Source organism: Streptomyces formicae, from assembly GCF_002556545.1.
Classification (GTDB): Bacteria; Actinomycetota; Actinomycetes; order Streptomycetales; family Streptomycetaceae; genus Streptomyces; species Streptomyces formicae_A.
Map to the genome: position 1 here is coordinate 6,729,328 of NZ_CP022685.1, position 26,378 is coordinate 6,755,705.

The 26,378-nt window shown below is 70.3% G+C and carries 18 protein-coding genes and 1 pseudogene; 15 read left to right on the forward strand and 4 right to left on the reverse strand.

What is annotated here, in order from left to right:
• Window positions 1–24: 24 nt before the first annotated feature.
• From KY5_RS29585 to KY5_RS29615, 7 genes and pseudogenes are all read left to right on the forward strand, one after another.
• Window positions 25–1,278: an ABC transporter substrate-binding protein gene (locus tag KY5_RS29585; RefSeq protein WP_098245083.1), complete on the forward strand. Its 1,254-nt coding sequence runs from the start codon at window positions 25–27 to the stop codon at window positions 1,276–1,278.
• A gap of 120 nt (window positions 1,279–1,398) precedes the next feature.
• Window positions 1,399–2,559, forward strand: coding sequence for an ABC transporter ATP-binding protein (locus KY5_RS29590; protein WP_098245084.1), 1,161 nt, complete (start codon window positions 1,399–1,401; stop codon window positions 2,557–2,559).
• Window positions 2,556–3,506, forward strand: coding sequence for an ABC transporter permease (locus tag KY5_RS29595; RefSeq protein ID WP_098245085.1), 951 nt, complete (start codon window positions 2,556–2,558; stop codon window positions 3,504–3,506). Before KY5_RS29590 ends, KY5_RS29595 begins: the two co-directional genes overlap by 4 nt.
• Window positions 3,506–4,318: an ABC transporter permease gene (locus KY5_RS29600; protein WP_098245086.1), complete on the forward strand. Its 813-nt coding sequence runs from the start codon at window positions 3,506–3,508 to the stop codon at window positions 4,316–4,318. Before KY5_RS29595 ends, KY5_RS29600 begins: the two co-directional genes overlap by 1 nt.
• 31 nt (window positions 4,319–4,349) lie before the next feature.
• Window positions 4,350–5,768: an NAD(P)/FAD-dependent oxidoreductase gene (locus KY5_RS29605; RefSeq protein WP_098245087.1), complete on the forward strand. Its 1,419-nt coding sequence runs from the start codon at window positions 4,350–4,352 to the stop codon at window positions 5,766–5,768.
• A 185-nt stretch (window positions 5,769–5,953) separates the two neighbouring features.
• Complete coding sequence (locus tag KY5_RS29610; protein ID WP_098245088.1) at window positions 5,954–6,418, forward strand: hypothetical protein; 465 nt, start codon at window positions 5,954–5,956, stop codon at window positions 6,416–6,418.
• Between the two features lie 161 nt (window positions 6,419–6,579).
• Window positions 6,580–7,638, forward strand: a pseudogene (locus KY5_RS29615) (chitinase); the annotation flags it as partial.
• Here the strand turns inward: KY5_RS29615 and KY5_RS29620 are convergent.
• The gene (locus KY5_RS29620) at window positions 7,592–8,290 is read right to left on the reverse strand and encodes a phosphatase PAP2 family protein (protein WP_098245090.1); all 699 of its coding nucleotides are present in this window, start codon (window positions 8,288–8,290) and stop codon (window positions 7,592–7,594) included. The pseudogene KY5_RS29615 and the gene KY5_RS29620 overlap by 47 nt on opposite strands.
• 417 nt (window positions 8,291–8,707) lie before the next feature.
• On the reverse strand, window positions 8,708–10,042 hold the full coding sequence (gene gabT / locus KY5_RS29630) for a 4-aminobutyrate--2-oxoglutarate transaminase (RefSeq protein ID WP_098245091.1): 1,335 nt from the start codon (window positions 10,040–10,042) through the stop codon (window positions 8,708–8,710).
• Between the two features lie 265 nt (window positions 10,043–10,307).
• Here gabT and KY5_RS29635 point away from each other — a divergent pair, with 265 nt between their 5' ends.
• The 3 genes from KY5_RS29635 to KY5_RS29645 all read left to right on the forward strand — a co-directional run bounded on the left by KY5_RS29635 (window position 10,308) and on the right by KY5_RS29645 (window position 16,011).
• Window positions 10,308–12,473, forward strand: coding sequence for an ATP-binding protein (locus tag KY5_RS29635; RefSeq protein WP_098245092.1), 2,166 nt, complete (start codon window positions 10,308–10,310; stop codon window positions 12,471–12,473).
• Between the two features lie 206 nt (window positions 12,474–12,679).
• A complete protein-coding gene (locus KY5_RS29640; protein WP_098245093.1) occupies window positions 12,680–14,401 on the forward strand; it encodes a PucR family transcriptional regulator in 1,722 nt (573 codons plus the stop codon).
• A gap of 164 nt (window positions 14,402–14,565) precedes the next feature.
• Complete coding sequence (locus KY5_RS29645; protein ID WP_098245094.1) at window positions 14,566–16,011, forward strand: aldehyde dehydrogenase family protein; 1,446 nt, start codon at window positions 14,566–14,568, stop codon at window positions 16,009–16,011.
• An 81-nt stretch (window positions 16,012–16,092) separates the two neighbouring features.
• Here the strand turns inward: KY5_RS29645 and KY5_RS29650 are convergent, their stop codons facing one another.
• Window positions 16,093–16,392, reverse strand: coding sequence for a hypothetical protein (locus KY5_RS29650; protein ID WP_098245095.1), 300 nt, complete (start codon window positions 16,390–16,392; stop codon window positions 16,093–16,095).
• A gap of 110 nt (window positions 16,393–16,502) precedes the next feature.
• On the reverse strand, window positions 16,503–16,907 hold the full coding sequence (locus KY5_RS29655) for a hypothetical protein (protein ID WP_234362908.1): 405 nt from the start codon (window positions 16,905–16,907) through the stop codon (window positions 16,503–16,505).
• 294 nt (window positions 16,908–17,201) lie between these two features.
• Between KY5_RS29655 and KY5_RS29660 the strand changes: the two genes are divergently transcribed.
• The 5 genes from KY5_RS29660 (at window position 17,202) to ispG (ending at window position 25,947) form a co-directional block, all read left to right on the forward strand.
• Entirely contained in the window at window positions 17,202–19,151 is a 1,950-nt protein-coding gene (locus KY5_RS29660; protein ID WP_098247541.1) for an acyl-CoA dehydrogenase family protein, read from the forward strand.
• Between the two features lie 158 nt (window positions 19,152–19,309).
• Window positions 19,310–21,976, forward strand: a complete 2,667-nt coding sequence (secA, locus tag KY5_RS29665; RefSeq protein WP_234362909.1) for a preprotein translocase subunit SecA — start codon at window positions 19,310–19,312, stop codon at window positions 21,974–21,976.
• Window positions 21,977–22,053: 77 nt separating this feature from the next.
• A complete protein-coding gene (dxr, locus tag KY5_RS29670; RefSeq protein ID WP_098245097.1) occupies window positions 22,054–23,313 on the forward strand; it encodes a 1-deoxy-D-xylulose-5-phosphate reductoisomerase in 1,260 nt (419 codons plus the stop codon).
• Window positions 23,310–24,611: a M50 family metallopeptidase gene (locus KY5_RS29675; protein WP_098245098.1), complete on the forward strand. Its 1,302-nt coding sequence runs from the start codon at window positions 23,310–23,312 to the stop codon at window positions 24,609–24,611. Before dxr ends, KY5_RS29675 begins: the two co-directional genes overlap by 4 nt.
• Window positions 24,612–24,789: 178 nt before the next feature.
• Window positions 24,790–25,947 (forward strand): flavodoxin-dependent (E)-4-hydroxy-3-methylbut-2-enyl-diphosphate synthase, encoded by a 1,158-nt coding sequence (gene ispG / locus KY5_RS29680; RefSeq protein ID WP_098247543.1) that lies wholly within the window; start codon window positions 24,790–24,792, stop codon window positions 25,945–25,947.
• The last annotated feature ends 431 nt before the right edge of the window (window positions 25,948–26,378 follow it).

Below are 26,378 nucleotides of genomic sequence, written 5' to 3' on the forward strand. Positions count from 1 at the left end.
CATCCCGAAAGGGCAACCACGCGCATGGAGCAGTACGAGCCAGACCGCCTGTCCTCCCCGGCCCAACTGGCCGCCATGCACCGCAGCCTGAGGAACGGCCGGGGTTCCCTGACCCGCCGTTCCCTGCTGCGCGCCACCTCGGGCGGCGCGCTCGCCGTCGGCGGATTCGGGGCGCTGAGCGCCTGCGGGATCCCCGCGGCGGGCAAGGCCAAGGGAGGCGTCGCGGCCGATGACCACTCGGCCGACGAGAAGCGCGTCACCTTCTCCAACTGGACCGAGTACATGGACGTCGACGAGAAGGACGCGAACCGGCGGCCCACCCTGGAGGCGTTCACCAAGCGCACCGGGATCACGGTCAAGTACACCGAGGACATCAACGACAACGTCGAGTTCTTCGGGAAGATCAAGCCGCAGCTCGCCGCGGGCCAGGACACCGGACGCGACCTCATCTGCGTCACCGACTGGCTGGCCGCCCGGTTGATCCGCTTCGGGTGGGTCCAGAAACTGGACCCGGCCAACCTGCCGCACGCGTACGCCCATCTCTCCACCCAGTTCCGCGATCCCGACTGGGACCCGGGGCGGGCCTACTCGTACCCCTGGACCGGCATCTCCACCGTCATCGCCTACAACAAGAAGGCGACCGGCGGGAAGAAGATCACGTCCGTCTCGCAGCTGCTCGACGACCCGAAGCTCAAGGGGCGCGTCGGCTTCCTCTCCGAGATGCGCGACACGGTCGGCATGACCCTCATCGACATGGGCAAGGACCCCGCTGACTTCACCGACGACGACTTCGACGCGGCGATCGCCCGCCTCCAGAAGGCCGTCGACAAGAAGCAGATCCGCCGGTTCACCGGCAACGACTACACCTCCGACCTGGACAAGGGCGACATCGCCGCGTGCCTCGGCTGGGCCGGTGACATCGTGCAGCTCAAGGCCGACAACCCGGCCGTCGACTTCCACATCCCCGACCAGGGCTACATCACGTCCACGGACAACCTGCTGGTCCCCAACAAGGCGCGCCACAAGCGCAACGCGGAGCGGCTCATCGACTACTACTACGAGCCGGAGCCCGCGGCCCGCCTGGCGGCGTACATCAACTACGTCTGCCCGGTCGACGGAGTGCGGGACTCGCTCGCGAAGATCGACGCGGACGCGGCGTCGAATCCGCTGATCATTCCCGACAAGGAGATGAAGGCGAAGTCCCGGGCGTTCAGGTCGCTGACGCCGAAGGAAGAGACCGCGTACGAAGAGAAGTTCGCGAAGCTGACGGGTTCGTAGGCGGCTGCGCTCCGGCGTGTATTCGGCCGCGGCCTTCTTGTGGTTGCTCGCGCAGTTCCCCGCGCCCCTGAAGGGGCGCCCCCCGTTCCCCCTCGACCTCCCCTGGACCCTGGACCCACCATGACCACTGCTCAAGAACACGGCGGCGATGTCCGCCTCAGCGGGATCAGCAAGACCTACGGCTCCTTCACCGCCGTGCGGCCGCTCGATCTCACCGTGCCGCAGGGCTCCTTCTTCGCGCTGCTCGGGGCGTCCGGCTGCGGCAAGACCACCACGCTCCGCATGATCGCGGGCCTGGAGGAGCCCAGCACGGGCACGGTCCACCTCGGCGACCAGGACGTCACGGCGCTGCCGCCCTACAAGCGGCCCGTGAACACCGTCTTCCAGTCGTACGCGCTCTTCCCGCACCTGGACATCTTCGAGAACGTCGCCTTCGGCCTGCGCCGGCGCGGCATCAAGTCCGTGAAGAAGCAGGTCGGCGAGATGCTCGACCTCGTCCAGCTCGGCGAGCAGGCCCGCAAGAAGCCGCACCAGCTCTCCGGCGGACAGCAGCAGCGCGTCGCCGTCGCCCGCGCGCTCATCAACCACCCCAAGGTGCTGCTCCTCGACGAGCCGCTCGGCGCCCTCGACCTGAAGCTGCGCCGCCAGATGCAGCTGGAGCTCAAGCGCATCCAGACCGAGGTCGGCATCACCTTCGTGCACGTCACGCACGACCAGGAGGAGGCCATGACGATGGCCGACACCGTGGCCGTGATGAACGGCGGCCGCGTCGAACAGCTGGGCGCCCCCGCCGACCTCTACGAGAACCCGGGGACCACCTTCGTCGCCAACTTCCTCGGCACGTCGAACTTCGTCGAGGCCGAGATCGGCGGCACCAGCGGCGACGACATCGTCCTGAAGGCCGGGGACGGCAAGCTCGTGCTGCCCGCCGCCCGATGTACTGCCCCGACCACGGCGGGCGGCAAGGTCCTGGTCGGCATACGCCCGGAGAAGATCTCCCTCACGCACGCCGACGACGCGGGGCAGATCCCCGAGGGCCGCAACCGCCTCACCGGCACCATCGCCGACAGCAGCTTCATTGGCGTCTCCACGCAGTACGTCGTCGACAGCCCGCTCTGCGACTCCTTCGAGGTGTACGCGCAGAACATCGAGCGCGACGGCAGGCTCACCCCGGGCGCCGAGGTCGTCCTGCACTGGAACCCCGCGCACACCTTCGGCCTCGACGCGACGCAGGACGTCGAGGCGGGCGTCGAGAAGGTCGAGGAGGACACCTCCGCATGACGACCGTGACCGACGCACCACCGCCCCCGGCCCCGGAGGCCAAGCCCGTCCCCGAGGCCGACGCCGCCCCGCGCAAGACCCGCAGGCGCGGCCGCCTCGTCCCCTACTGGCTGCTGCTCCCCGGCATCCTCTGGCTCGTCGTCTTCTTCGCGCTGCCGCTGGTCTACCAGGCGTCGACGTCCGTGCAGACCGGCTCCCTCGAAGAGGGCTTCAAGGTCACCTGGCACTTCGCGACCTACTGGGACGCGCTGAGCGACTACTGGCCGCAGTTCCTGCGCTCGGTGATGTACGCGGGCGCCGCCACGATCCTGTGTCTGCTGCTCGGCTATCCGCTGGCGTACCTGATCGCGTTCCGCGCGGGCCGCTGGCGCAACCTCATCCTTGTCCTGGTCATCGCGCCGTTCTTCACCAGCTTCCTCATCCGTACGCTGGCGTGGAAGACGATCCTCGCCGACGGCGGTCCGGTCGTCGGGGCCCTGAACTCGCTGCACGTCCTCGACGTCACCAGCTGGCTCGGCGTCACCGACGGCGACCGGGTGCTCGCCACCCCGCTCGCGGTGATCTGCGGACTCACGTACAACTTCCTGCCGTTCATGATCCTGCCGCTCTACACCTCCCTGGAGCGCATCGACGGCCGACTGCACGAGGCCGCGGGCGACCTCTACGCCAAGCCGTCCACGACCTTCCGCAAGGTGACCTTCCCGCTCTCCATGCCGGGAGTCGTCTCCGGCACGCTGCTCACCTTCATTCCCGCGGCGGGCGACTACGTGAACGCGGACCTGCTCGGCTCCACCGACACCCGCATGGTCGGAAACGTCATCCAGACGCAGTTCCTGCGCATTCTGGATTACCCGACGGCCGCCGCGCTCTCCTTCATCCTCATGGCCGCGATCCTCTTCATGGTCACCTTCTACATCCGCAAGTCAGGGACGGAGGACCTCGTCTGATGGCCGCTTTCTCCGCCCTCTTCCGCTGGCTCCGGCGCAATGTCGTCGTCATCGCCGGTCTGCTCACGCTCGCCTATCTGCTGCTCCCGAACGTCGTCGTGACGGTGTTCTCCTTCAACAAACCGAAGGGCCGCTTCAATTACTCCTGGCAGGAGTTCTCGCTCGACGCCTGGAAGGATCCGTGCGGCGTCGCCGACATGTGCGGCTCGCTCTCGCTGAGCCTGCAGATCGCCACCTGGGCGACGATCGGCGCGACCGTGCTCGGCACGATGATCGCCTTCGCCCTTGTGCGCTACCGCTTCCGGGCGCGCGGCGCGGTCAACTCGCTGATCTTCCTGCCGATGGCGATGCCCGAGGTCGTCATGGCCGCGTCGCTGCTCACGCTCTTCCTCAACATGGGCGCGCAGCTCGGTTTCTGGACCGTCCTGATCGCCCACATCATGTTCTGCCTCAGCTTCGTGGTGACCGCCGTCAAGGCGCGCGTCATGTCGATGGACCCGCGCCTCGAACAGGCCGCGCAGGACCTTTACGCGGGTCCCGTGCAGACCTTCCTCAGGGTCACGCTGCCGATCGCCGCGCCCGGTATCGCGGCGGGCGCGCTGCTCGCCTTCGCGCTCTCCTTCGACGACTTCATCATCACGAATTTCAACGCGGGCTCGACTGTGACCTTCCCCATGTTCGTCTGGGGATCCGCACAGCGGGGTACGCCCGTTCAGATCAATGTGATCGGCACGGCGATGTTCCTCGTCGCCGTTCTCCTCGTACTTTCCGGAATGCTCATCGGCAAGCGCCGCAACAAGCAATCTCAGTAACGATTACGCAGTTCCTGAAGGAGTGGAAATCATGGCCCCTGGCGCCATGACCCGTTGGACCAAGTCCCTCTCCGACGCCCAGCCGGTCTCGTACTGGCTGGACGACCCCGGCAGGCCCGCCCCCGAACCCGCCCTCACCGGTGACGACCGGTGCGACCTGCTCGTCGTCGGCGGTGGCTACAGCGGCCTGTGGACCGCGCTCATCGCCAAGGAGCGCGACCCGCGCCGCGAGGTGGTCCTCGTCGAGGGCCGCGAGGCGGGCTGGGCCGCCTCGGGGCGCAACGGCGGCTTCTGCGCCGCGTCCCTGACGCACGGCATCTCCAACGGCCTGTCCCGCTGGCCCGGCGAGATCGAGAAGCTGGAGGAGCTCGGCGCCCGCAACCTCGACGAGATCGAGGCGGCCGTCAAGCGCTACTCCATCGACTGCGACTTCGAACGCACCGGCGAGATCGACGTGGCCACCGCGCCGCACCAGCTGGCCGAACTGCGCGAGATGTACGCGGAGATGGCCGAGCACGGTCTCGCCGAGGGCTCGGAGCTGCTCGACGCGGACGCGCTGCGCGAGCAGGTCGACTCGCCGACGTTCCTCGGCGGCCTCTGGGACCGCGACGGCGTCGCGATGCTGCACCCGGCGAAGCTGGCGTGGGGCCTGAAGCGGGCGTGTCTGGAGAAGGGCGTACGCGTCTACGAGCACACGCCCGCGCTCCAACTGGCCCCCGCGGGCGGGGGGATGGCGGTCCGCACGCCCTACGGCAGGGTCTTCGCCCGCCAGGTCGCGCTGGCCACGAACATCTTCCCCTCGCTGGTCAAGCGCCTGCGTTCGTACACCGTTCCGGTCTACGACTACGCGCTGATGACCGAGCCGCTGACCGATGACCAGCTGGCCGCGATCGGCTGGAAGAACCGCCAGGGGCTCGGCGACAGCGCCAACCAGTTCCACTACTTCCGGCTCTCCGCCGACAACCGCATCCTGTGGGGCGGTTACGACGCGATCTACCCCTTCGGCGGCAAGGTGCGCGCCGAGTACGACGACCGCCCCGAGACGTACGCGAAGCTCGCGGGCCACTTCTTCACCTGCTTCCCGCAGTTGGAGGGGGTGCGCTTCACGCACGCGTGGGGCGGCGCGATCGACACCTGCTCGCGCTTCTCGGCGTTCTTCGGCACGGCGCACAAGGGCCGCGTCGCCTACGCGGCGGGCTACACGGGCCTCGGCGTCGGAGCCACCCGGTTCGGCGCCGACGTCATGCTGGACCTGCTCTCCGGCGAGCGCACCGAGCGTACGGAGCTCGAGATGGTCCGTACGAAGCCGCTGCCATTCCCACCCGAGCCGTTCGCGTGGACGGGGGTGGCGCTCACCAAGTGGTCGCTGGCCCGCTCCGACGCCAACGGCGGCAAGCGGAACCTGTGGCTCAAGACCATGGACAAGCTGGGGCTCGGCTTCGACAGCTGAGCGGCCGGGCGCGGGGGAGCCGTCCCGCGCGGCTGAGCGGGGTGTGATCGACCGGCGTACGCCCCGCCTCCGGCCAGTGACTCCCTCCACTACCAACTGGTAGTCGGAACCTGCGTAATGCGTGGCCCCGGGACCTCTCTCACCTGTGCAAGCACTGTTGTCGCACAGGTAAGGGAGGTCCCGTCATGACTGGCTCCGAGGCCAAGTCGGCGGTCGAATGGCTCGTGTCGGTGGCGCCGGATCCGGACGCCTGCCGCTGGGAGTGGGAGCGCAACCCGCTGGGGGTCGCGCTCCTTCCCGCGGGCAGGCGCTGGGACGTGCTGATCCTGCCGGGCGAGCTCGGATACCCCACGCTCGACGTGCTGACCCGCTGCGTCGACCGCCCGGGACCCGTGCTCGCCGACTTCGGCGACGCCCGCATGGGGTTCTTCGTGCCGCCGGGCACGGTCGCCCGCTGGATCGGTACGGGCGTGCGCGGCGCCGGCCGGGGCACCTGGATCGTCGTGCCCTACCCGGGGCGGTCCACCGGCGGCGTCCGCTGGCTGGTCCCGCCGGACGGCGCGGGCACGCTGACGGACCCGGCGCTGCTCGAACTCGCGATGCACGAGGCGGCCGCGCGGATGGCGCGCGAGGGGGAGACGGAGGGCTGAGCTGCCGGAAACCTTGACAACTCAATTGGTCTGGACCAAGTTGGGCGCGCCACCCTCCAATCCCCCCATGTCCGGAGGCACTTGTGGACCGCTCGCTGATAAGCCATGTCAGACGTACGACCCTTGCCATCGCCGCGGCGCTCGCGCTCGCCGCGCCCGCGGTGACCTCGGCGACCGCGCAGACCGCCGACGCCGCGCCGAAGGCCCCCGCCGACCACGCCCTCGTCGGCTATCTGCACACCAGCTTCGCCAACGGCTCCGGCTACACCCGGCTCGCGGACACCCCCGACAGCTGGGACATCATCGACCTCGCCTTCGGCGAACCGACCTCGGCGACCTCGGGCGACATCCGCTTCGGCCTCTGTCCCAAGACCGAGTGCCCGAACGTGGAGACGAAGGACGAGTTCAAGGCCGCGATCAAGGCCAAGCAGGCCGCGGGCAAGAAGGTCCTGATCTCCATCGGCGGCCAGAACGGCCAGGTCCAGCTGAAGACGACGGCGGCCCGCGACACGTTCGTCTCCTCCGTCTCGGCGATCATCGACGAGTACGGACTCGACGGCCTGGACATCGACTTCGAGGGCCACTCCCTCTCGCTGAACGCCGACGACACGGACTTCAAGAACCCGAAGACCCCGTCGATCGTGAACCTCATCTCGGCGGTGAAGACCCTCAAGGCCAAGTACGGCTCCGGCTTCACGCTCACGATGGCGCCCGAGACCTTCTTCGTCCAGCTCGGCTACCAGTTCTACGGAACCGGCAAATGGGGCGGCCAGGACCCGCGCGCGGGCGCCTACCTGCCCGTCATCCACGCCCTGCGCGACGACCTCACGCTCCTGCACGTCCAGGACTACAACTCGGGTCCGATCATGGGTCTGGACAACCAGTACCACTTCATGGGCGGCGCGGACTTCCACATCGCGATGACCGACATGCTCCTGACCGGCTTCCCGGTGGCGGGCGACAAGAACAACGTCTTCCCGGCCCTGCCCCCGCAGAAGGTCGCCATCGGCATGCCCGCGTCCGTCAACGCGGGCAACGGCCACGTCTCCACGGCCGAGGTCAACAAGGCCCTGGACTGCCTGACGAAGAAGACCAACTGCGGCGCGTACCAGACCCACGGCACCTGGCCCGACCTGCGCGGCCTGATGACCTGGTCGATCAACTGGGACCGCTTCAACAACCGGGAGTTCTCGAAGAACTTCGACGCGTACTTCGGCTGAGGCGCGCGACGACCAGCACCATGCCCTGCAACAACATCGCTGACAGCAGCCAGGACGCCACCACGTCCAGCGGCCAGTGATACCCCTGCCGCACGAGCCCGAAGCCGATCGCCACGTTCAACAGGGCGCAGCCGATGACCAGTTCGCGGCGGCCGTACGCGGAGTGCAGCAGGGGGAGCAGGAGCAGGGCGGCCGCCCCGTAGGCGACCAGGGCCGTCGCCGCGTGACCCGAGGGGTAGAAGCCGCCCTCGCCGGTCATGCCCGGCGGTCCCGGCCGCGTGATCAGGGACTTGAGCGGGGCGACGAGCGCGGGCACGCAGGCCATCGTGACGGCGGCGGCCAGGCCCGGCAGCCACCAGCGGAACGTTCCGGCGCGCCGGAGGTGCCAGGACACGTACGCGATCACCGCCGCGAGGACCGGCACGGCGACCGTGATGTTGCCGAGGTCGGCGAGGAACTCGGCGGCCCGGCCGGGGATGCGGCTGCCGACGAGGGCGCGTCCGGCCCGCTCGTCGGCCGCGCGCAGCGGCCCTTCGGCGACGACCTGCCAGGTGAGGAGGGCGAAGAGGAGCGCGCACGACGTGAGGGACAGGGCGGGGCGCCCCGGCGTCGCGTCCGCCCGCGGGGAGTGCGGGTCCTGGGAGGTAGCCATGGACAGCAGCCTGTCAGGAAGGTGCGGCCGGACGCGCCGAAGGGCTAGCGCAAGGGGGGGTGTGCGCTAGCCCTTCGGTGAACAGCCGTTCCCGATGGGTGGCCGTCCGGATCGGGGTGCCGCGCGCCCCGGGGGGTGTGGGGCGGGCGGCCATCCGATCGGTGAGGAGTTCCGGAACCTGAAGCTCCGGGTGTGTGCGCGAGGGCACGACCAGGGCGGGGCCGGGGAAGCTCCACCATGGTGTCGCCCACAGTCCCCTGTGGGCGGGGTGTTTCTCTCAACTGCAGAAACCGTACGGCAGCGAGGTGCGGGCCAACAGGCGGAACAGCATCCCGACATGGGGCCCGCACACCTTCTTCACAGGCCCCGACGGTCACCCCAGGTCACGGGGGCAGCACCGGACGGGGTCCGCACACGTCAGACGCCCGCGAAGGCGCCCTCGATGATGTCCATGCCCTCGTTGAGGAGGTCGTCGCCGATGACCAGCGGCGGCAGGAAGCGCAGCACGTTGCCGTAGGTACCGCAGGTCAGGACCAGCAGGCCCTCGGCGTGGCAGGCCTTGGCGAGGGCCGCGGTGGCCTCCGGGTTCGGCTCCTTGGTCGCGCGGTCCTTGACCAGCTCGATGGCGATCATCGCGCCGCGGCCGCGGATGTCGCCGATGATGTCGAACTTCTCGGCCATGGCGGACAGTCGGGCCTTCATCGTCGCCTCGATCGCCTTCGCCTTGGCGTTGAGGTCGAGCTCCTTCATCGTCTCGATGGCGCCGAGCGCACCGGCGCAGGCCACCGGGTTGCCGCCGTAGGTGCCGCCGAGGCCGCCCGCGTGCGCGGCGTCCATGATCTCGGCGCGGCCCGTGACGGCGGCGAGCGGCAGGCCGCCCGCGATGCCCTTGGCCGTCGTGATCAGGTCGGGGACGATGCCCTCGTCCTCGCAGGCGAACCACTGGCCCGTGCGGCAGAAGCCGGACTGGATCTCGTCGGCGACGAAGACGATGCCGTTGTCGTTGGCGTACTTCACGATCGCGGGCAGGAAGCCCTTGGCGGGCTCGATGAAGCCGCCCTCGCCGAGCACCGGCTCGATGATGATCGCGGCGACGTTGTCCGCGCCGACCTGCTTGGAGATCATGTCGATGGCCTGCTTGGCGGCCTCGGCACCGGCGTTCTCGGCGCCGGTCGGCCAGCGGTAGCCGTAGGCGACCGGGACGCGGTAGACCTCGGGCGCGAACGGGCCGAAGCCGTTCTTGTACGGCATGTTCTTGGCGGTCAGCGCCATCGTGAGGTTGGTGCGGCCGTGGTAGCCGTGGTCGAAGACGACGACGGCCTGGCGCTTGGTGTGCGCACGGGCGATCTTGACGGCGTTCTCGACGGCCTCGGCACCCGAGTTGAACAGCGCCGACTTCTTCTCGTGGTCACCCGGCGTCAGCTCCGCGAGCGCCTCGGCGACGGCCACGTAGCCCTCGTACGGCGTGACCATGAAACAGGTGTGGGTGAAGTCCTGGAGCTGGGCGCTCGCCCGGCGTACGACGGCCTCGGCGGAGGCGCCGACGGAGGTCACGGCGATGCCGGAACCGAAGTCGATCAGACGGTTGCCGTCGACGTCCTCGATGATGCCGCCGCCCGCGCGCGCGGCGAAGACGGGAAGGACCGAGCCCACGCCACCGGCGACCACGGCGGTACGGCGGGCCTGCAGCTCCTGCGACTTCGGTCCGGGGATGGCGGTGACGACGCGGCGCTCCTGCGGAAGGGCGGTCATGAGGGGCTCCTGTTGCTGACGGGGGTGGGGCGGCGATACGGACGCTTCACTGCTTTCTTCGCAGGTTAGGGGTGGGGCCAGGGGGTGGGCATGCTCCATGGGGGAGTCGTTCGGCGTGGCGGTTGTCCGTGGTGGACATAGCGGCGCACACGGCCCGGCGACGCCGGATCACCCAGGGCCCGGGCGCGTATCCGGTGAACTCCCCCTTCCGGGGCACTAGATTGACCCGCGAAACAACAGATCGGCTGGTCAGGGGGCAAGGGGCATGGACTCCGACGGCACGCACGACGCACGCGGCACTCACGCGACACCGGTGCCGCGCCCGGCGGCGCCTCCGCCAGGGGCCGTGGCGCCGCATTCAGGGCAGCACTCAGGGGTGCCCGCACCGGGCCTGCCGCCCCGCCCCGCGGGGGCTCCCGGCGCCCCGCCGCTGCCCGACGGGGCCGCCTTCCTCGGCTGGCTGCGGGCGCCGCGTCCCGCCGCCCTGCCCGGCATCTGGCGGTTCGCGCACAAGCCGAGGCCCGCGCAGGAGCCCGAGGTCGTACCGACCCGGCAACTGCTCAGCGGCGCGCTGATCGCCTTCCTCGTCGGGTGGCTCGTCTGGTCCCTGCTCTGGAACGGCTACCTGGGCGGCTGGTGGGTGCTGCCGCTCGAACTGTTCCTGCCCGACTCCTGGATCTACGCCCACGACGAGCTCGGCAACGCGTTCGTCTGGTACGGCTACTACACGCTCATCGCCTTCGGCATCATGATCGCGGTCGGCAAGATCGGCCGCTGGGGCGAGGTCTGGCGCCGCTTCGTCGCCCCGCACCTGCGCCGCCGCGAGGCCCCCGCCCCGCCGCCCCCGCCCGAGGAGGACCCCGCCCGCTGGCCCCAGCTCCGCGCGGCGGGCGCGGAGGCCGCCGCCGACCGGCTCGCCGCCGACGCGGGCGCGGGCCTGATGCGGGACGTGGACCACGCGAGGATCGCGCGGGCCTGGCGCTCCGTGCGGGCCGGGCGCAGTCCGCTCGCCGCCTTCACCGACGCCGTCGTGCGCGACGGCGCCCGCGCCTGCCCGCACCCCTCGGGGGACAGGGACCTGCCCGCGCGGGCCGCCCGGCACGACCTGGCCACCGCGCAGGTGCGGATCGGTACGACCGCCGACGACCCGCGCAATCCGTACGCCTATCGGGGCACGGGGCTCGCGCTCGGGCCCGAGCTGCTCGGCACCTCGCTGCTCGCCGTCGGCCCCGGCGGCTCCGGCAAGACCGCCCGCGTGGTGTGGCCGATCGCGGAGTCGCTCTGCCTGGGTGCGCTGGCCGGGCGGGCCGCCGTGGTCGTGGTCGGGGCGGCGGGCGCGGGGCTCGGACCCGCCGAGGACTACGACGTGGTCGTCCGCGTGGGACACCCCGACTCCGAGTACGACCTCGACCTGTACGGCGGCACCACCGACCCCGACGAGGCCGCCGCCGTGCTCGCCGAGGCGCTCGTCGGCGACCTCGTCGACCCGCACCCCAGCGGGGACAGCCGCCGCTCCACCACCTGCCTCGCCCAGCTCCTCGGCCCCTACTCCGCGGTGCACCGGCGCTTCCCCTCCGTGCCGGAACTGCGCGCGCTCCTCGACGGTTCCCCCGGGCCGCTCGGCGCGCTGCGCAAGGCGTTGCAGGAAGCGGGCCAGGAGGCGATGATCCGCGAACTCGACGCACGCGAGCGGCAGTTGGGTCACCCGGGCGATCCGGGCGCGGTCCTCGCCGACCGCATCGCGCTGCTCGACCGCCCGGCCTTCGCCGCCTTCTTCGACACCACGGGCCGCAGCACGCCCTTCTCGCTGCGGGCCCTCGACCACCCCGTCCGCGTCCGTGTCGACCTGCCCGAGCGCGGCCACGCGGACGCCTCGCGCATCCTGGCCCGCCTGGTCCTCGCCCAGTTCACCGCGAGCGCCGCCGTCCGCGAGGACCGCTCCCTGTTCGCCTGCCTCGTCCTGGACGACGCGTCGGGCACGGTCACCCCGGAAGCCGTACGCCGCGTCCAGCGCCTGCGGTCGGCCAACGCGGGCGTCGTGATGACCTTGCGTACGCTCGATGACGTACCCCGGCCCCTGCGCACCCCGCTGCTCGGCGCGATCGGCTGCCGCATGGCGCTCTCCGGTCTCACTCCGTGGGACGGCCAGGACTTCGCGGAAGTCTGGGGCAAGGAGTGGACGGAGGCACGCGATGTCACCGACCGGCAGATCATCGCCGAGACCCCGCTGGGCAAGACGGTGCACATGCTGCGCCGCGTCATCACCGGCAACGCGCCGACGGCCCGCGCCGTGACCGTCCGGCAGGTCGAACGCGAGCGCTGGTCCGCCTCCGAGCTGGCGCACGGGGTGCCGCCGGGGCACGCGGTGCTCTCGCTCACAGACGTACGGGGCGAGTACGCGCCGCCGCTCCTCGTCGACCTGCGGGCCTGAAGCGGCGGGGACGGGGCACCCGGGGTGTCCAGGGCGGCCGGGGTCCGCGGTCCGTACGTACGAGGTGTTCGGTCTCGGGGGCACCATACGGTGAGGCAGAATCGACACAGGTCGTTCATACGGACCGGCCAAAAGATCCACATCCCGGCGCCCGCAACCCGGGGGCCGGGAACCGCCCGCCCCGCTGCCGCAGACCTGAAGGTCCCATGCCGCCCACGCTCGCCTCGCTCGTCCACCACTCCGCGCTCAAACTGACCGTGCGTGCGGGCGAGGAACGCCTGGACACCCCCGTGCGCTGGGCGCACGCCAGCGAACTCGCCGACCCGGTGCCCTACATGGAGGGCGGCGAGCTCCTCCTGATCACCGCGCTCAAGCTGGACGCGGAGGATCCGGAGGCCATGCGGCGCTACGTGAAGCGCCTCGCGGGCGCCGGCGTCGTGGGCCTCGGCTTCGCCGTCGGCGTGCACTACCCCGACATCCCCGCGGCCCTGGTCGACGCCGCGACCGACGCGGGCCTGCCGCTCATCGAGGTGCCACGGCGCACCCCGTTCCTCGCCATCAGCAAGGCCGTGTCCGCCGCCATCGCCGCCGAGCAGTACCGCGCGGTGACCGCGGGCTTCGCCGCCCAGCGCGAGCTGACCAAACAGGCGCTGAGCGACGGCCCCGAAGGACTGCTGCTCGCGCTCGCCGGACAGGTCGACGGCTGGGCCGCGCTGTACGACGCGTCGGGCGCCGTCGTCGCCACCGCGCCCGAGTGGGCCTCGCGCAGGGCGGCCCGGCTCACCGCCGACGTCGAGCGCCTCAGGGAGCGGCCCGCGCCCGCCAGCTCCGTCGTCGCGGGCGCCGAGGACCGCGTCGAGCTGCACTCGCTCGGCACCGGGCGCAGGCCGCGCGCCGCGCTCGCCGTCGGCACGGCCTCCACCCTCGGCACCGCCGAGCGGTACGCGGTGCACTCCGCCATCGCCCTGCTCACCCTCACCACCGAAAGGTCCAGCTCGCTGCACGCCGCCGAGCAGCGCATCGGCGCGGCCGTGCTGCGCATGCTGCTCGCGGGGGAGCCCGACCACGCGCGGACCGTCGCGGGCGACCTGTACGGCGGGCTGCTCGACGCGCCCTTCCGGCTCGTCGTCGCCGACGTCGCGTCCGCCTCGGCCGCGCGGGTGCGGGCCGGTGCCCAAGGCGCAACGGGCGCGGGCGCCGCGGGGGAGGGGGACGCGCGGGACGAGGGCGCGCGCCCCGTCGCCACGCCGTCCGCCGTCGTCCTCGCGGCCGCGGAGGCGCACGGCGCCGACCGGCTGGCCGCGCTCGTCGACGTCGTCGAGGCGGCGGCCGCCCGCGCGGGCGAGGCGCTGCTCGTCGTGCCGTACGGGGAGCGGCTCGTGCTGCTCGCGGTGGACGGCGGCGCCGGGGTGCGGGCCTGCGCCGAGTACGCGGCGGCCTTGGAAGCGGGCCGTGTCGGCGCGGCCGCGGAGCCCCCTGCCACCTCGGGCGACGAGGCCGAGCTGGTGATGGGCCTGTCCGCACCGGCAGGACCGATCGCCGCCGCCACCGCCTACAAGCAGGCGGAACAGGCCCTGTCCGTGGCCCGCAGGCGCGGCCGCGCCCTCGTCGAGCACGAGGAGCTTGCCGCCGGATCCGTCCTGCCGCTGCTCGCGGACGACGCGGTGCGCGCCTTCGCCGACGGCCTGCTGCGGGCCCTGCACGAACACGACGCCACGGGCCGGGGCGACCTGGTCGCCTCCCTGCGCGCCTGGCTCTCCCGGCACGGCCAGTGGGACGCGGCGGCGGCCGACCTCGGCGTCCACCGCCACACGCTGCGCTACCGCATGCGCAGGGTCGAGGAGATCCTCGGCCGCTCCCTGGACGACCCGGACGTCCGCATGGAGCTGTGGCTGTCCCTGAAGGCGACATCAATGGGCTCGGACTGACGGAGCGGCGCGCCCCTTAAGACCCCGGGGGGGCAGGACACATACAAACCGGTGCAGGCCCAGGGGCCAGTACTCCGCGTAGGACAAGCGTCAGCCCCACCGCCTGCCCCTACGGTGAGGGACGTACCCCCAGACACATCTCCGCGGAAGGGCCGGGAATCGACATGACTTCCATCCACGCCTTCTGGCTCGCCGGTCGCCAGACCACCGGCGAGACCACGTTCGACGTCACCTCGCCCTGGGACGGACGGGTCGTCGGCAAGGCGGCCGTGCCGACCGACGCCCAGGTGGAGGAGGCCGTCGCCGCCGCGTACGCCGTCCGCGACGAGTTCGCCGCGACCCCGGCCCACGTCCGCGCCGCCGCCCTCACCCACGTGTCGAACCGCCTGGTCGAGCGCACCGAGGAGATCGCCCAGCTGATCTCCGCCGAGAACGGCAAGCCGATCAAGTGGGCCCGGGGCGAACTCGGCCGCGCGATCTCCGTCTTCCGGTTCGCCGCCGAGGAGGCCCGCCGCTTCAACGGCGGCGAGGCCCAGCGCCTCGACACCGACGCCGGTGGCCAGGGCCGCCTCGCCCTGACCCGCCGCTTCCCCAAGGGCGTCGTCCTCGGCATCGCGCCGTTCAACTTCCCGCTGAACCTCTGCGCGCACAAGATCGCCCCGGCCATCGCCGTCGGCGCGCCGATCATCCTCAAGCCCGCCCCGGCCACCCCGCTCTCCGGCCTGATCCTCGGCGAGCTGCTCGCCGAGACCGAGCTGCCCGCAGGGTCGTGGAGCATCCTGCCGGTCGCCAACGACAAGATGCCCGCCCTCGTCCAGGACGAGCGGATGCCGGTCATCTCCTTCACCGGCTCCGACAAGGTCGGTTACGCGATCATGGACTCGGTGCCGCGCAAGCACTGCACCCTGGAGCTCGGCGGCAACGGCGCGGCCGTCGTCCTCGACGACTTCTCCTCGGACGAGGACCTCGACTGGGCCGCGTCGCGCATCGCGACCTTCTCCAACTACCAGGGCGGCCAGTCCTGCATCTCCGTGCAGCGGGTCATCGCGGACGCCTCCGTGTACGACCGGCTCGTACCGCGCGTCGTCAAGGCCGTCGAGGCCCAGGTCACCGGCGACCCGTCGGACCCGAAGACCGACGTGGGACCGCTGGTCAGCGAGGACGCCGCCAAGCGCGTGGAGTCCTGGGTGGACGAGGCGGCGAAGGCCGGTGCCAAGGTCCTCACCGGCGGCAAGCGCGAGGGTGCCTCCTACGCGCCGACCGTGCTCGCCGACGTGCCCGCCGACGTCACGATCGCCTGCGAGGAGGTCTTCGGCCCGGTCCTCACGTTCAAGAAGGTGAACGGCGAGGAGGAGGCGTTCGCCGCCGTCAATGACTCCAAGTTCGGCCTCCAGGCGGGCGTGTTCACACACGACCTCCAGGCCGCCTTCCGCGCGCACCGCGCCCTGGAGGTCGGTGGCGTGGTCATCGGCGACGCCCCGTCCTACCGCGCCGACCAGATGCCGTACGGCGGTGTGAAGCAGTCGGGCGTGGGCCGCGAGGGCGTGCGCTACGCGATGGACGACTACACCTACGAGCGCGTGATGGTCCTGACGGGCCTCGCCCTCTAGGGAAACCCTCCAGGAGAACAGGACCGGCCGGAGCCCACTGTGCGGGGGCTCCGGCCGGTCCTGTTCGACTCGACGCCCGCGTCAGACGACGCGCTCCTGCGCGTCGAACTGGTCGACCGGCGCGTTGGTGCAGGCCGCCACGGGGCCGCCGAGCACGTTGCCGCCGACGCCCTGCGGCGCGGGGACGGCGCAGCGCAGGTCGACGTTGACGAACGGGGCACCGTAGCTGTTCAGGATGCCGCCCGCGTCGCCGCCGATGGCCACGTCGCCGTTGTCGGTGGCGAACTCCGTGGAGTCCGCCGCGGCCACGCCCGCACCGCCGAGGGTCGCGACCGTCGCCGCGGCCATGAGCGCGGCACCGGTCAGAGCTTTCCGGATCATCTTTGCTCCCATGGGAATGGCCAGGGAAAGGGCACCGTGTTTCATGCGTTCAGTGCAATGCCCGGCCAATTACTTGCGAGTGGAATTGCGGAATGGCTCCCGGCGGAGGGTCAGATGATGCGCTCGGGGGCGTCGAACTGGTCGACCGGCGCGTTGTTGCAGGTCGTGACCGGGCCGCCGAGGACGTTGCCGCCGACACCCTGGGCCGCGGGGACGGCGCAGCGCAGGTCGACGTCGACGAACGGGGCGCCGTACGCGTTGGCGACACCACCCGTGTCACCGGCGATGGCGACGTCACCGTTGTTGGTGGCGAACTCCGTGGAGCCGTTGCCCGTGCCGCTGACCGTCTCGCCGTAGGCGACGCGGGCGGCCTTGTTCATGTCGTGCGCGCTGGTGGTCATGTTCTCGGCCTCGGGACCACCCGTCGTGGCCGAGGCCACACCGGCGGCGCTCACGGTCGCGGCGGTGGCGGCGGTCGCGAGCGCGGCGCCGGCCAGAACCTTCCGGATCATCATTTCTCCAATTGCAGAGGGGGTGACGGCTGCATTCTGTAGCAGTCGTTCTGCTGGAACGGGGAGCGGAGAGGAAAGGTCACCGGCATTCACGCATTCAGTCCACGCCGTATTCGGGTGATTTACACGAATGGGGATCTGCCGAAGAATTCCGCGATGCCGGGTCACGACCCTCAGGTCGGGCCGGATCGTGCGCGAGGGCTGGCTGAGATGCCCTGAATCGGGTACATACGATCGAGTAGCACCGGTCGGTAACGAGCCGGGCCGGTGGCCCCGACACGCGGCGAGGTGAACCTCATGTCCGCAACATCCCCCGAACCCCAGCACCGGGCGAAGGTCTCCGAACGAGAGGCCAGGCAGGTCGCGGAGGCCGCCCGTGAGCAGGACTGGCGCAAGCCCAGTTTCGCCAAGGAGCTCTTCCTCGGCCGCTTCCGGCTCGACCTCATCCACCCGCACCCGATGCCGCCCGACCAGGACGCGCAGCGCGGCGAGGAGTTCCTGGCCAAGCTGCGGGACTTCTGCGAGACGAAGATCGACTCGGCGCGCATCGAGCGCGAGGCGCAGATCCCCGACGAGGTCATCAACGGCCTCAAGGAGCTCGGCGCGCTCGGCATGAAGATCGGCACCGAGTACGGCGGGCTCGGCCTCACCCAGGTGTACTACAACAAGGCCCTGGCCCTGGTCGGCTCGGCGAACCCGGCGATCGGCGCGCTGCTCTCCGCACACCAGTCGATCGGCGTACCGCAGCCCCTGAAGATCTTCGGCACGCAGGAGCAGAAGGACGCCTTCCTGCCGCGCTGCGCCCGCACCGACATCACCGCGTTCCTGCTCACCGAGCCGGACGTGGGTTCGGACCCGGCGCGGATGGCGATGGCGGCCGTCCCCGACGGCGACGACTACGTCCTGGACGGCGTGAAGCTCTGGACGACCAACGGCGTCGTCGCCGATCTGCTCGTCGTCATGGCGCGGGTGCCGAAGTCCGAGGGGCACAAGGGCGGCATCACGGCCTTCGTCGTCGAGGCGGCCTCCGAGGGCGTCACGGTCGAGAACCGCAACGCGTTCATGGGCCTGCGCGGCCTGGAGAACGGGGTGACCCGCTTCCACCGGGTCCGCGTCCCCGCCGCCAACCGCATCGGCCCCGAGGGCGCGGGCCTCAAGATCGCCCTGACCACCCTGAACACCGGTCGCCTCTCGCTGCCCGCGATGTGCGTCGGCGCGGGCAAGTGGTGTCTGAAGATCGCCCGCGAATGGTCGGGTGCCCGCGAGCAGTGGGGCAGGCCGGTCGCCTACCACGAGGCGGTCGGCGCGAAGATCTCCTTCATCGCCGCCACGACCTTCGCCCTGGAGGCCGTCCTCGACCTCTCCTCGCAGATGGCGGACGAGGACCGCAACGACATCCGCATCGAGGCGGCCCTCGCCAAGCTGTACGGCTCGGAGATGGCCTGTCTGATGGCCGACGAGCTCGTCCAGATCCGCGGTGGCCGGGGCTTCGAGACCGCCGCGTCGCTCAAGGCCCGCGGCGAACGCGCGGTCCCCGCCGAACAGGTCCTGCGCGACCTGCGCATCAACCGCATCTTCGAGGGCTCCACGGAGATCATGCACCTGCTGATCGCCCGCGAGGCCGTGGACGCCCACCTGAAGGTCGCGGGCGACCTCATCGACCCCGACAAGTCCCTGTCCGACAAGGCGAGGGCGGGCGCGAAGGCGGGCGGCTTCTACGCCCGCTGGCTGCCCAAGCTGGTCGCGGGGCCCGGTCAACTCCCGCGTTCGTACGCAGAGTTCCACCCGGCGGGGCACACGGACCTCTCCGGGCACCTGCGCTACGTCGAGCGCAACGCCCGCAAGCTGGCCCGCTCGACCTTCTACGCCATGTCCCGCTGGCAGGGAAAGATGGAGACCAAGCAGGGCTTCCTCGGCCGGGTCGTCGACATCGGCGCCGAGCTCTTCGCGATGAGCGCGGCGTGCGTGCGCGCCGAACTCCTGCGCACCACCGAGGACCACGGCCGCGAGGCGTACCAACTGGCCGACGTCTTCTGCGAGCAGTCCCGCATCCGCGTCGAGGAACTCTTCGGCCGACTGTGGACCAACACCGACGATCTGGACCGCAAGGTCGTCAAGGGCGTCCTTTCCGGAACGTACACCTGGCTCGAATCCGGAATTGTCGATCCTTCCGGAGAAGGGCCCTGGATCGCTGACGCCACGCCCGGACCCACCACTCACGAAAACGTCCACCGACCCATTCGCTGACCCCTGTTTCCCCCGTCCCTCGCGCCACCGGACTGCTTGCTGTGCGGATTCCGCACGACAACAATGAGCGGACCGGTGCCGAGGGGTGGGGGATTTCCGTGTCCGTCCTCAAATTGGATCGCCTCACCGGAAAGATCATGCGTGCGGGCGAGGGAAGAATGCTGCGCAAGCTGCAGCACATCGCGGCTCAGGTCAACTCCGTGGAGCCGGACTTCGAGGCTCTCTCCGATGCCGAACTACAGGCGCTGACCGCCGAGTTCAAGGAGCGGTACGCCGAAGGGGAGAGCCTCGACGATCTGCTTCCCGAGGCTTTCGGAGCCGTCCGCGAGGCGGCGCGGCGCACCCTTGGCATGCGCCACTTCGACGTACAGATCATGGGCGGCGCCGCGCTGCATCTCGGCAACATCGCCGAGATGCAGACCGGTGAGGGAAAGACGCTCTCGGCGACGCTGCCCGCCTATCTGAACGCGCTCGCGGGCAAGGGCGTCCACCTCGTCACGGTCAACGACTACCTCGCCGAGCGCGACGCCCAGTGGATGGGCCGCGCCTACCGCTTCCTCGGCCTGACCGTGGGGGTCATCAAGTCCGACATGGCGCCCGCCGTCCGCCGCGAGCAGTACGCCTGCGACATCACCTACGGCACGAACAACGAATTCGGCTTCGACTACCTGCGCGACAACATGGCCTGGTCGAAGGCCGAACTGGTGCAGCGAGGACACCACTTCGCGATCGTCGACGAGGCGGACTCCATCCTCATCGACGAGGCGAGGACACCGCTGATCATCTCGGGACCCGCCGATCAGCCCACCCATTGGTACGGCTACTTCGCCGACGCCGTGCGCGGGTTGAAGGGCGTCGCGATCCAGGAGGAGAAGTTCACCACCCCGGCGCGCAAGCTGGAACTGGCGGAGCTGCGGGCCGCGTACGACTACGAGTACGACCCGAAGAAACGTACCGTCGCGATCCTCGACCGCGGGGTGGAATTCCTGGAGGACCAGCTCGGGATCGAGAACTTCTACGACTCCGCGCACACCTCGCTCATCGGGCAGCTGAACAACGCGCTCAAGGCCAAGGAGCACTTCAAGAAGGACAAGGACTACGTCGTCACCGACGGCGAGGTCCTGATCGTCGACGAGCACACCGGACGCATTCTCGCCGGACGCCGCTACAACGAAGGCGTCCACCAGGCGATCGAGGCGAAGGAAGGAGTGACGATCAAGGACGAGAACCAGACGCTCGCCACGATCACCCTCCAGAACTTCTTCCGCCTCTACGGAAAACTCTCCGGAATGACGGGCACGGCCATGACGGAGGCCGCCGAGTTCCACCAGATCTACAAACTCAACGTGGTGCCCATTCCCACCAACAAGCCGATGGTCCGCGAGGACAAGGCCGATGTGATCTACCGCGAGGAGTCCGTGAAGTTCGGCGCGGTCGTCGCCGACATCATCGAGCGGCACGAGCTGGGGCAGCCGATCCTGGTCGGCACCGTCTCGGTGGCGAAGTCCGAGCACCTCTCCGCGCTGCTCACCCGGCGCGGGGTCCCGCACCAGGTGCTCAACGCCAAGAACCACAAGAGCGAGGCGCGGATCGTCGCGCAGGCGGGCCGCAAGGGCGCGGTCACCGTCGCCACGAACATGGCGGGCCGGGGCACCGACATCATGCTCGGCGGCAACCCCGAAGCCATGGCCGACGCCGCGCTCGCGGACGAGGGGCTCACCCCCGAAGAGGCCCCCGAGCGCCATCGCGAGCTCCTCGCGCGCATCGAGGCCGAGGCCGCCGCCGAACACGACGTGGTCAAGGAGCTCGGCGGCCTCTACGTGCTCGGCACCGAACGCCACGAGTCCCGCCGCATCGACAACCAGCTGCGCGGCCGCAGCGGCCGCCAGGGCGACCCCGGACAGTCCCGCTTCTACCTCTCGCTCGGCGACGACCTGATGCGGCTTTTCCGCGCCGAGCTGGTCGAGCGGGTCATGCTCATGGCCAACGTGCCGGACGACGTCCCCATCGAGAACAAGATGGTGACCCGGGCCATCGCCTCCGCCCAGTCCCAGGTCGAGCAGCAGCACTTCGAGACCCGCAAGAACGTCCTCAAGTACGACGAGGTCCTCAACCGCCAGCGCGGGCTCATCTACGCCGAACGCCGCCGGGTCCTGGAGGGCGAGAACCTCCGCGAGCAGATCCACCACTTCATGGACGACACCGTCGACGCGTACGTGGCGGCGGCCACCGCCGAGGGATTCGCCGAGGAGTGGGACCTGGAGCGGCTCTGGAGGGCCTGCCGCGAGCTGTACCCGATGCGCGTCACCCCCGCCGACCTCGACGAGAAGGCGGGCGGCCGCTCCGAGGTGAGCGCCGAACTGATCGGCGACGCGCTGACCGAGGACATGCACGCACGCTACGAGGAACGCGAGCGCGAACTCGGCGAGGACGCCATGCGCGAGCTGGAGCGCCGCGTGGTGCTCTCCGTCCTCGACCGCAAATGGCGCGAACACCTCTACGAGATGGACTACCTCCAGGAGGGCATCTGGATGCGGTCCTACCTCGGCAGGGACCCCCTCTTCGAGTTCCAGCGCGAGGGCTTCGACATGTTCACGGCCATGATGGACGCCATCAAGGAGGAGTCCGTCGGCTTCCTCTTCAACCTGGAGGTCCAGGTCGAGCAGCCCGCGCCCGACACCGTCCTGGACGCGGTCGAGATCAGCGCGAAGGGCCTCCAGGACCGCAGGAGCGCGGGCCAGCTCCACTTCAGCGCGCCCACGGTGGACACCGCGGAGGGCGTCGTCGAGGGCGACTTCGGGCCGTCCGACGACAAGAGGCGATGAGGCCGGTCCTACGCCACGTGCGCCACATCGGGGCCCACACGGTCCGGGCCCACAGGAGTTGCGGCCACAATGGGGGGATGAGCGACAGCCCATCCCCCCTCGCGGACCCGCATCTCGTCTTCGACCCGGTCGTCGGCGAGGACCCGCGGGACATCGTCATCCTCGGCTCCACGGGCTCGATCGGCACCCAGGCCATCGACCTCGTCCTCAGCCACCCCGACCGCTTCCGCGTCACGGCGCTCTCCGCCGCGGGCGGCCGCGTGGGTCTCCTCGCCGAGCAGGCACGTCGGCTGCGGGTGAAGACCGTCGCGGTCGCCCGCGAGGACGTCGTACCGGCCCTGCGGGAGGCGCTCCAGGGGCAGTACGCCGCCGGGGAGCAGCTCCCCGAGATCCTGGCCGGACCCGACGCGGCGACCCAGGTGGCCGCCTCCGACTGCCACACGGTGCTCAACGGCATCACCGGATCCATCGGCCTGGCCCCCACGCTCGCCGCCCTGGAGGCGGGCCGCACCCTCGCGCTCGCCAACAAGGAATCCCTCATCGTCGGCGGGCCCCTGGTCAAGGCGGTCGCCAAGCCGGGCCAGATCATCCCGGTCGACTCCGAGCACGCGGCGCTCTTCCAGGCGCTCGCCGCCGGAACCCGCGCGGACGTGCGCAAGCTCGTCGTCACCGCCTCCGGCGGCCCCTTCCGGGGACGGACGAAGGCCGACCTCGTGAACGTCACCCCCGAGGACGCGCTCGCGCACCCCACCTGGGCGATGGGCCCCGTGATCACGGTCAACTCCGCGACCCTGGTCAACAAGGGACTCGAGGTCATCGAGGCGCACCTGCTCTACGACATCCCCTTCGACCGCATCGAGGTCGTCGTCCACCCGCAGTCCTACGTGCACTCCATGGTCGAGTTCACCGACGGATCGACGCTCGCCCAGGCCACCCCGCCCGACATGCGGGGCCCGATCGCCATCGGCATCGGCTGGCCCGAGCGGGTGCCCGACGCGGCGCCCGCCTTCGACTGGACCAAGGCGTCGAGCTGGGAGTTCTTCCCCCTCGACAACGACGCGTTTCCCTCGGTCGGGCTCGCCCGGCACGTCGGGGAGCTCGCGGGCACGGCCCCGGCGGTGTTCAATGCCGCCAACGAGGAGTGCGTGGACGCGTTCCTGAAGGGCGCGCTGCCCTTCAACGGGATCATGGAGACGGTGACGGAGGTCGTGGCGGAACACGGCACACCGTCCGCGGGAACCTCCCTGACCGTCGCGGACGTCCTCGAGGCGGAGACCTGGGCACGTGCTCGGGCACGTGAACTGGCAGGCAAGGCGACCGCGGAGGCTCGTGCATGACGACCTTGATGATGATCCTCGGGATAGTCGTCTTCGTGATCGGGCTGCTCTTCTCGATCGCCTGGCACGAGCTGGGGCACCTGTCGACCGCCAAGATGTTCGGCATCCGCGTGCCGCAGTACATGGTCGGCTTCGGCCCGACCCTGTTCTCGCGCAAGAAGGGCGACACCGAGTACGGCATCAAGGCCATCCCCCTCGGCGGTTACATCCGGATGATCGGCATGTTCCCGCCGGGCCCGGACGGCCGCATCGAGGCACGCTCCACGTCGCCCTGGCGCGGCATGATCGAGGACGCCCGCTCGGCGGCCTTCGAGGAGTTGGAGCCCGGCGACGAGCGCCGCCTCTTCTACACGCGCAAGCCGTGGAAGCGCGTGATCGTGATGTTCGCGGGCCCCTTCATGAACCTCGTCCTCGCCGTGGCGATCTTCCTCGGCGTGATGATGACGTTCGGCATCAGCACCCAGACGACCTCCGTCGGCAAGGTCTCCGACTGCGTCATCCAGCAGAGCGAGAACCGCGCCAAGTGCGAGAAGGGCGACAAGGCCGCGCCCGCCAAGGCGGCGGGTCTGAAGGCGGGCGACAAGATCGTCGCCTTCCAGGGGCAGGCCGTGGACGACTGGTCCTCGCTCCAGTCGAAGATCCGCGAGACGATCGGCCCGGCCACGCTCACGGTCGAGCGGGACGGCAAGAAGCTGGACCTGCACGCGAACCTGATCAAGAACCAGGTGACCAAGACCGACGGTGACGGCGCCTACGTCGAGGGCAAGTACGTCTACGCGGGCTTCCTCGGCTTCACCCCGGCGTCCGGCATCGTCCAGCAGTCCTTCGGCGACTCCGTGAACCGCATGGGCGACATGATGGAGAACGGCGTCGAGTCGATCGTCGCCCTGCCGTCCAAGATCCCCGACCTGTGGAACGCGGCCTTCGGTGACGGCGAGCGCAAGCAGGACTCCCCGATGGGCGTGGTCGGCGCGGCCCGCGTCGGCGGCGACGTGTTCACCCTGGACATCCCGCCGGAGAACCAGATCGCGATGATGCTGTTCCTCATCGCGGGCTTCAACCTCTCCCTGTTCCTGTTCAACATGCTGCCGCTGCTCCCGCTCGACGGCGGGCACATCGCGGGCGCCCTGTGGGAGTCGGTGCGCCGCAAGACCGCGCGGGTCATGCGCCGTCCCGACCCGGGCCCCTTCGACGTCGCGAAGCTGATGCCGGTCGCCTACGTGGTGGCGGGGATCTTCATCTGCTTCACGATCCTGGTGCTCATCGCCGACGTGGTGAACCCGGTCAGAATTTCCTGATTGCGAGAAGTTTGCGGCGGCCCGGCACTCTATGTGTCGGGCCGCCCACCATTGAGTGGACTTCGGGGCGTGATGTGCCCGGGCCCGCCGGGGTGCCGTAATCTCGAAGCCTGGAGCCCGCCGATCTCGGGACCTTGTTCCACACCTTGTGATCCACACTCTTGGGGATGCTCGCCAGATGACTGCCGTTTCTCTCGGAATCCCGTCCGTACCGACCAAGCTCGCCGACCGCAGGGTCAGCCGCAAGATCCAGGTCGGTTCTGTGGCTGTCGGTGGGGACGCACCCGTCTCGGTGCAGTCGATGACGACGACGCGTACGTCGGACATCGGTGCGACGTTGCAGCAGATCGCGGAGCTGACCGCGTCGGGCTGTCAGATCGTGCGGGTGGCGTGTCCGACGCAGGATGACGCGGATGCGTTGGCCACGATCGCGCGGAAGTCGCAGATCCCGGTGATCGCGGACATTCACTTCCAGCCGAAGTACGTGTTCGCGGCGATCGACGCGGGGTGTGCGGCGGTGCGGGTGAATCCGGGGAACATCAAGCAGTTCGACGACAAGGTCAAGGAGATCGCGAAGGCGGCTTCGGCGGCGGGGACGCCGATTCGGATCGGGGTCAACGCGGGGTCGTTGGACGCGCGGTTGTTGAAGAAGTACGGCAAGGCGACGCCGGAGGCTCTGGTGGAGTCGGCGCTCTGGGAGGCGTCGCTCTTCGAGGAGCATGGTTTCCGGGACATCAAGATCTCGGTGAAGCACAACGATCCGGTGGTGATGGTGAATGCCTACCGGCAGTTGGCGGCGGCGTGTGACTATCCGTTGCACCTGGGGGTGACGGAGGCGGGTCCTGCGTTCCAGGGCACGATCAAGTCGGCGGTGGCGTTCGGTGCGCTGTTGAGCGAGGGCATCGGCGACACGATCCGTGTCTCGCTGTCGGCTCCGCCCGTCGAGGAGATCAAGGTCGGCATGCAGATCCTGGAGTCGCTGAACCTGAAGCAGCGGCGTCTGGAGATCGTGTCGTGTCCGTCGTGCGGGCGGGCGCAGGTGGATGTGTACAAGCTGGCGGAAGAGGTGACCGCGGGTCTGGACGGCATGGAGGTGCCGTTGCGGGTGGCGGTCATGGGGTGTGTGGTCAACGGTCCTGGTGAGGCTCGTGAGGCGGACCTCGGGGTCGCGTCGGGCAATGGCAAGGGGCAGATCTTCGTGAAGGGGGAGGTCATCAAGACCGTTCCCGAGTCGAAGATCGTCGAGACCCTCATCGATGAGGCGATGAAGATCGCTGAGCAGATGGAGAAGGACGGGGTGGCCTCCGGCGAGCCGACGGTTGCGGTTGCCGGGTAGCGGTGTCTGTTGGTGGTTCCGCACCGCCCTCTCCCTGTAGGGACCCGCCCGCTTCGCGGCGGTCGGGTCCCCACCCGCCCGCCCGTGCTCCGCGCCGATCCGTCCCTGTAGGAGCCCGCCCGCTTCGCGGCGGTCGGGTCCCCACCCGCCCGCCCGTGCTCCGCGCCGATCCGTCCCTGTAGGAGCCCGCCCGCCCGTGCTCCGCGCCGGATCGCCGCCTGCGGGCCCCGGTCCCGCTCGCGGCGGATCGTCGCCTGCGGGCCCCGGTCCCGCTCCTGCCCCTACCCCCACCCCCGGCGCGGAGTCACGGGTGGGCGGGTGGGCACCACGCCGCGGAGCGGCGGAAGAGCGTCAGCCCCCACCGGGGGCAACGGGCACTCCGGGCCCGAGCCCCGACGGACAAATGCCACCCCCCGCACAAGGCGCCCCCG

What these genes read in the sequence shown, in the direction of transcription:
- KY5_RS29585 (WP_098245083.1), top strand. Translation starts at nt 25, where the DNA reads ATGGAGCAGTACGAGCCAGACCGCCTGTCCTCCCCGGCCCAACTGGCC.
- KY5_RS29590 (WP_098245084.1), top strand. Translation starts at nt 1,399, where the DNA reads ATGACCACTGCTCAAGAACACGGCGGCGATGTCCGCCTCAGCGGGATC.
- KY5_RS29595 (WP_098245085.1), top strand. Translation starts at nt 2,556, where the DNA reads ATGACGACCGTGACCGACGCACCACCGCCCCCGGCCCCGGAGGCCAAG.
- KY5_RS29600 (WP_098245086.1), top strand. Translation starts at nt 3,506, where the DNA reads ATGGCCGCTTTCTCCGCCCTCTTCCGCTGGCTCCGGCGCAATGTCGTC.
- KY5_RS29605 (WP_098245087.1), top strand. Translation starts at nt 4,350, where the DNA reads ATGGCCCCTGGCGCCATGACCCGTTGGACCAAGTCCCTCTCCGACGCC.
- KY5_RS29610 (WP_098245088.1), top strand. Translation starts at nt 5,954, where the DNA reads ATGACTGGCTCCGAGGCCAAGTCGGCGGTCGAATGGCTCGTGTCGGTG.
- KY5_RS29620 (WP_098245090.1), bottom strand. Translation starts at nt 8,290, where the DNA reads ATGGCTACCTCCCAGGACCCGCACTCCCCGCGGGCGGACGCGACGCCG.
- gabT (WP_098245091.1), bottom strand. Translation starts at nt 10,042, where the DNA reads ATGACCGCCCTTCCGCAGGAGCGCCGCGTCGTCACCGCCATCCCCGGA.
- KY5_RS29635 (WP_098245092.1), top strand. Translation starts at nt 10,308, where the DNA reads ATGGACTCCGACGGCACGCACGACGCACGCGGCACTCACGCGACACCG.
- KY5_RS29640 (WP_098245093.1), top strand. Translation starts at nt 12,680, where the DNA reads ATGCCGCCCACGCTCGCCTCGCTCGTCCACCACTCCGCGCTCAAACTG.
- KY5_RS29645 (WP_098245094.1), top strand. Translation starts at nt 14,566, where the DNA reads ATGACTTCCATCCACGCCTTCTGGCTCGCCGGTCGCCAGACCACCGGC.
- KY5_RS29650 (WP_098245095.1), bottom strand. Translation starts at nt 16,392, where the DNA reads ATGATCCGGAAAGCTCTGACCGGTGCCGCGCTCATGGCCGCGGCGACG.
- KY5_RS29655 (WP_234362908.1), bottom strand. Translation starts at nt 16,907, where the DNA reads ATGATGATCCGGAAGGTTCTGGCCGGCGCCGCGCTCGCGACCGCCGCC.
- KY5_RS29660 (WP_098247541.1), top strand. Translation starts at nt 17,202, where the DNA reads ATGTCCGCAACATCCCCCGAACCCCAGCACCGGGCGAAGGTCTCCGAA.
- secA (WP_234362909.1), top strand. Translation starts at nt 19,310, where the DNA reads ATGCTGCGCAAGCTGCAGCACATCGCGGCTCAGGTCAACTCCGTGGAG.
- dxr (WP_098245097.1), top strand. Translation starts at nt 22,054, where the DNA reads ATGAGCGACAGCCCATCCCCCCTCGCGGACCCGCATCTCGTCTTCGAC.
- KY5_RS29675 (WP_098245098.1), top strand. Translation starts at nt 23,310, where the DNA reads ATGACGACCTTGATGATGATCCTCGGGATAGTCGTCTTCGTGATCGGG.
- ispG (WP_098247543.1), top strand. Translation starts at nt 24,790, where the DNA reads ATGACTGCCGTTTCTCTCGGAATCCCGTCCGTACCGACCAAGCTCGCC.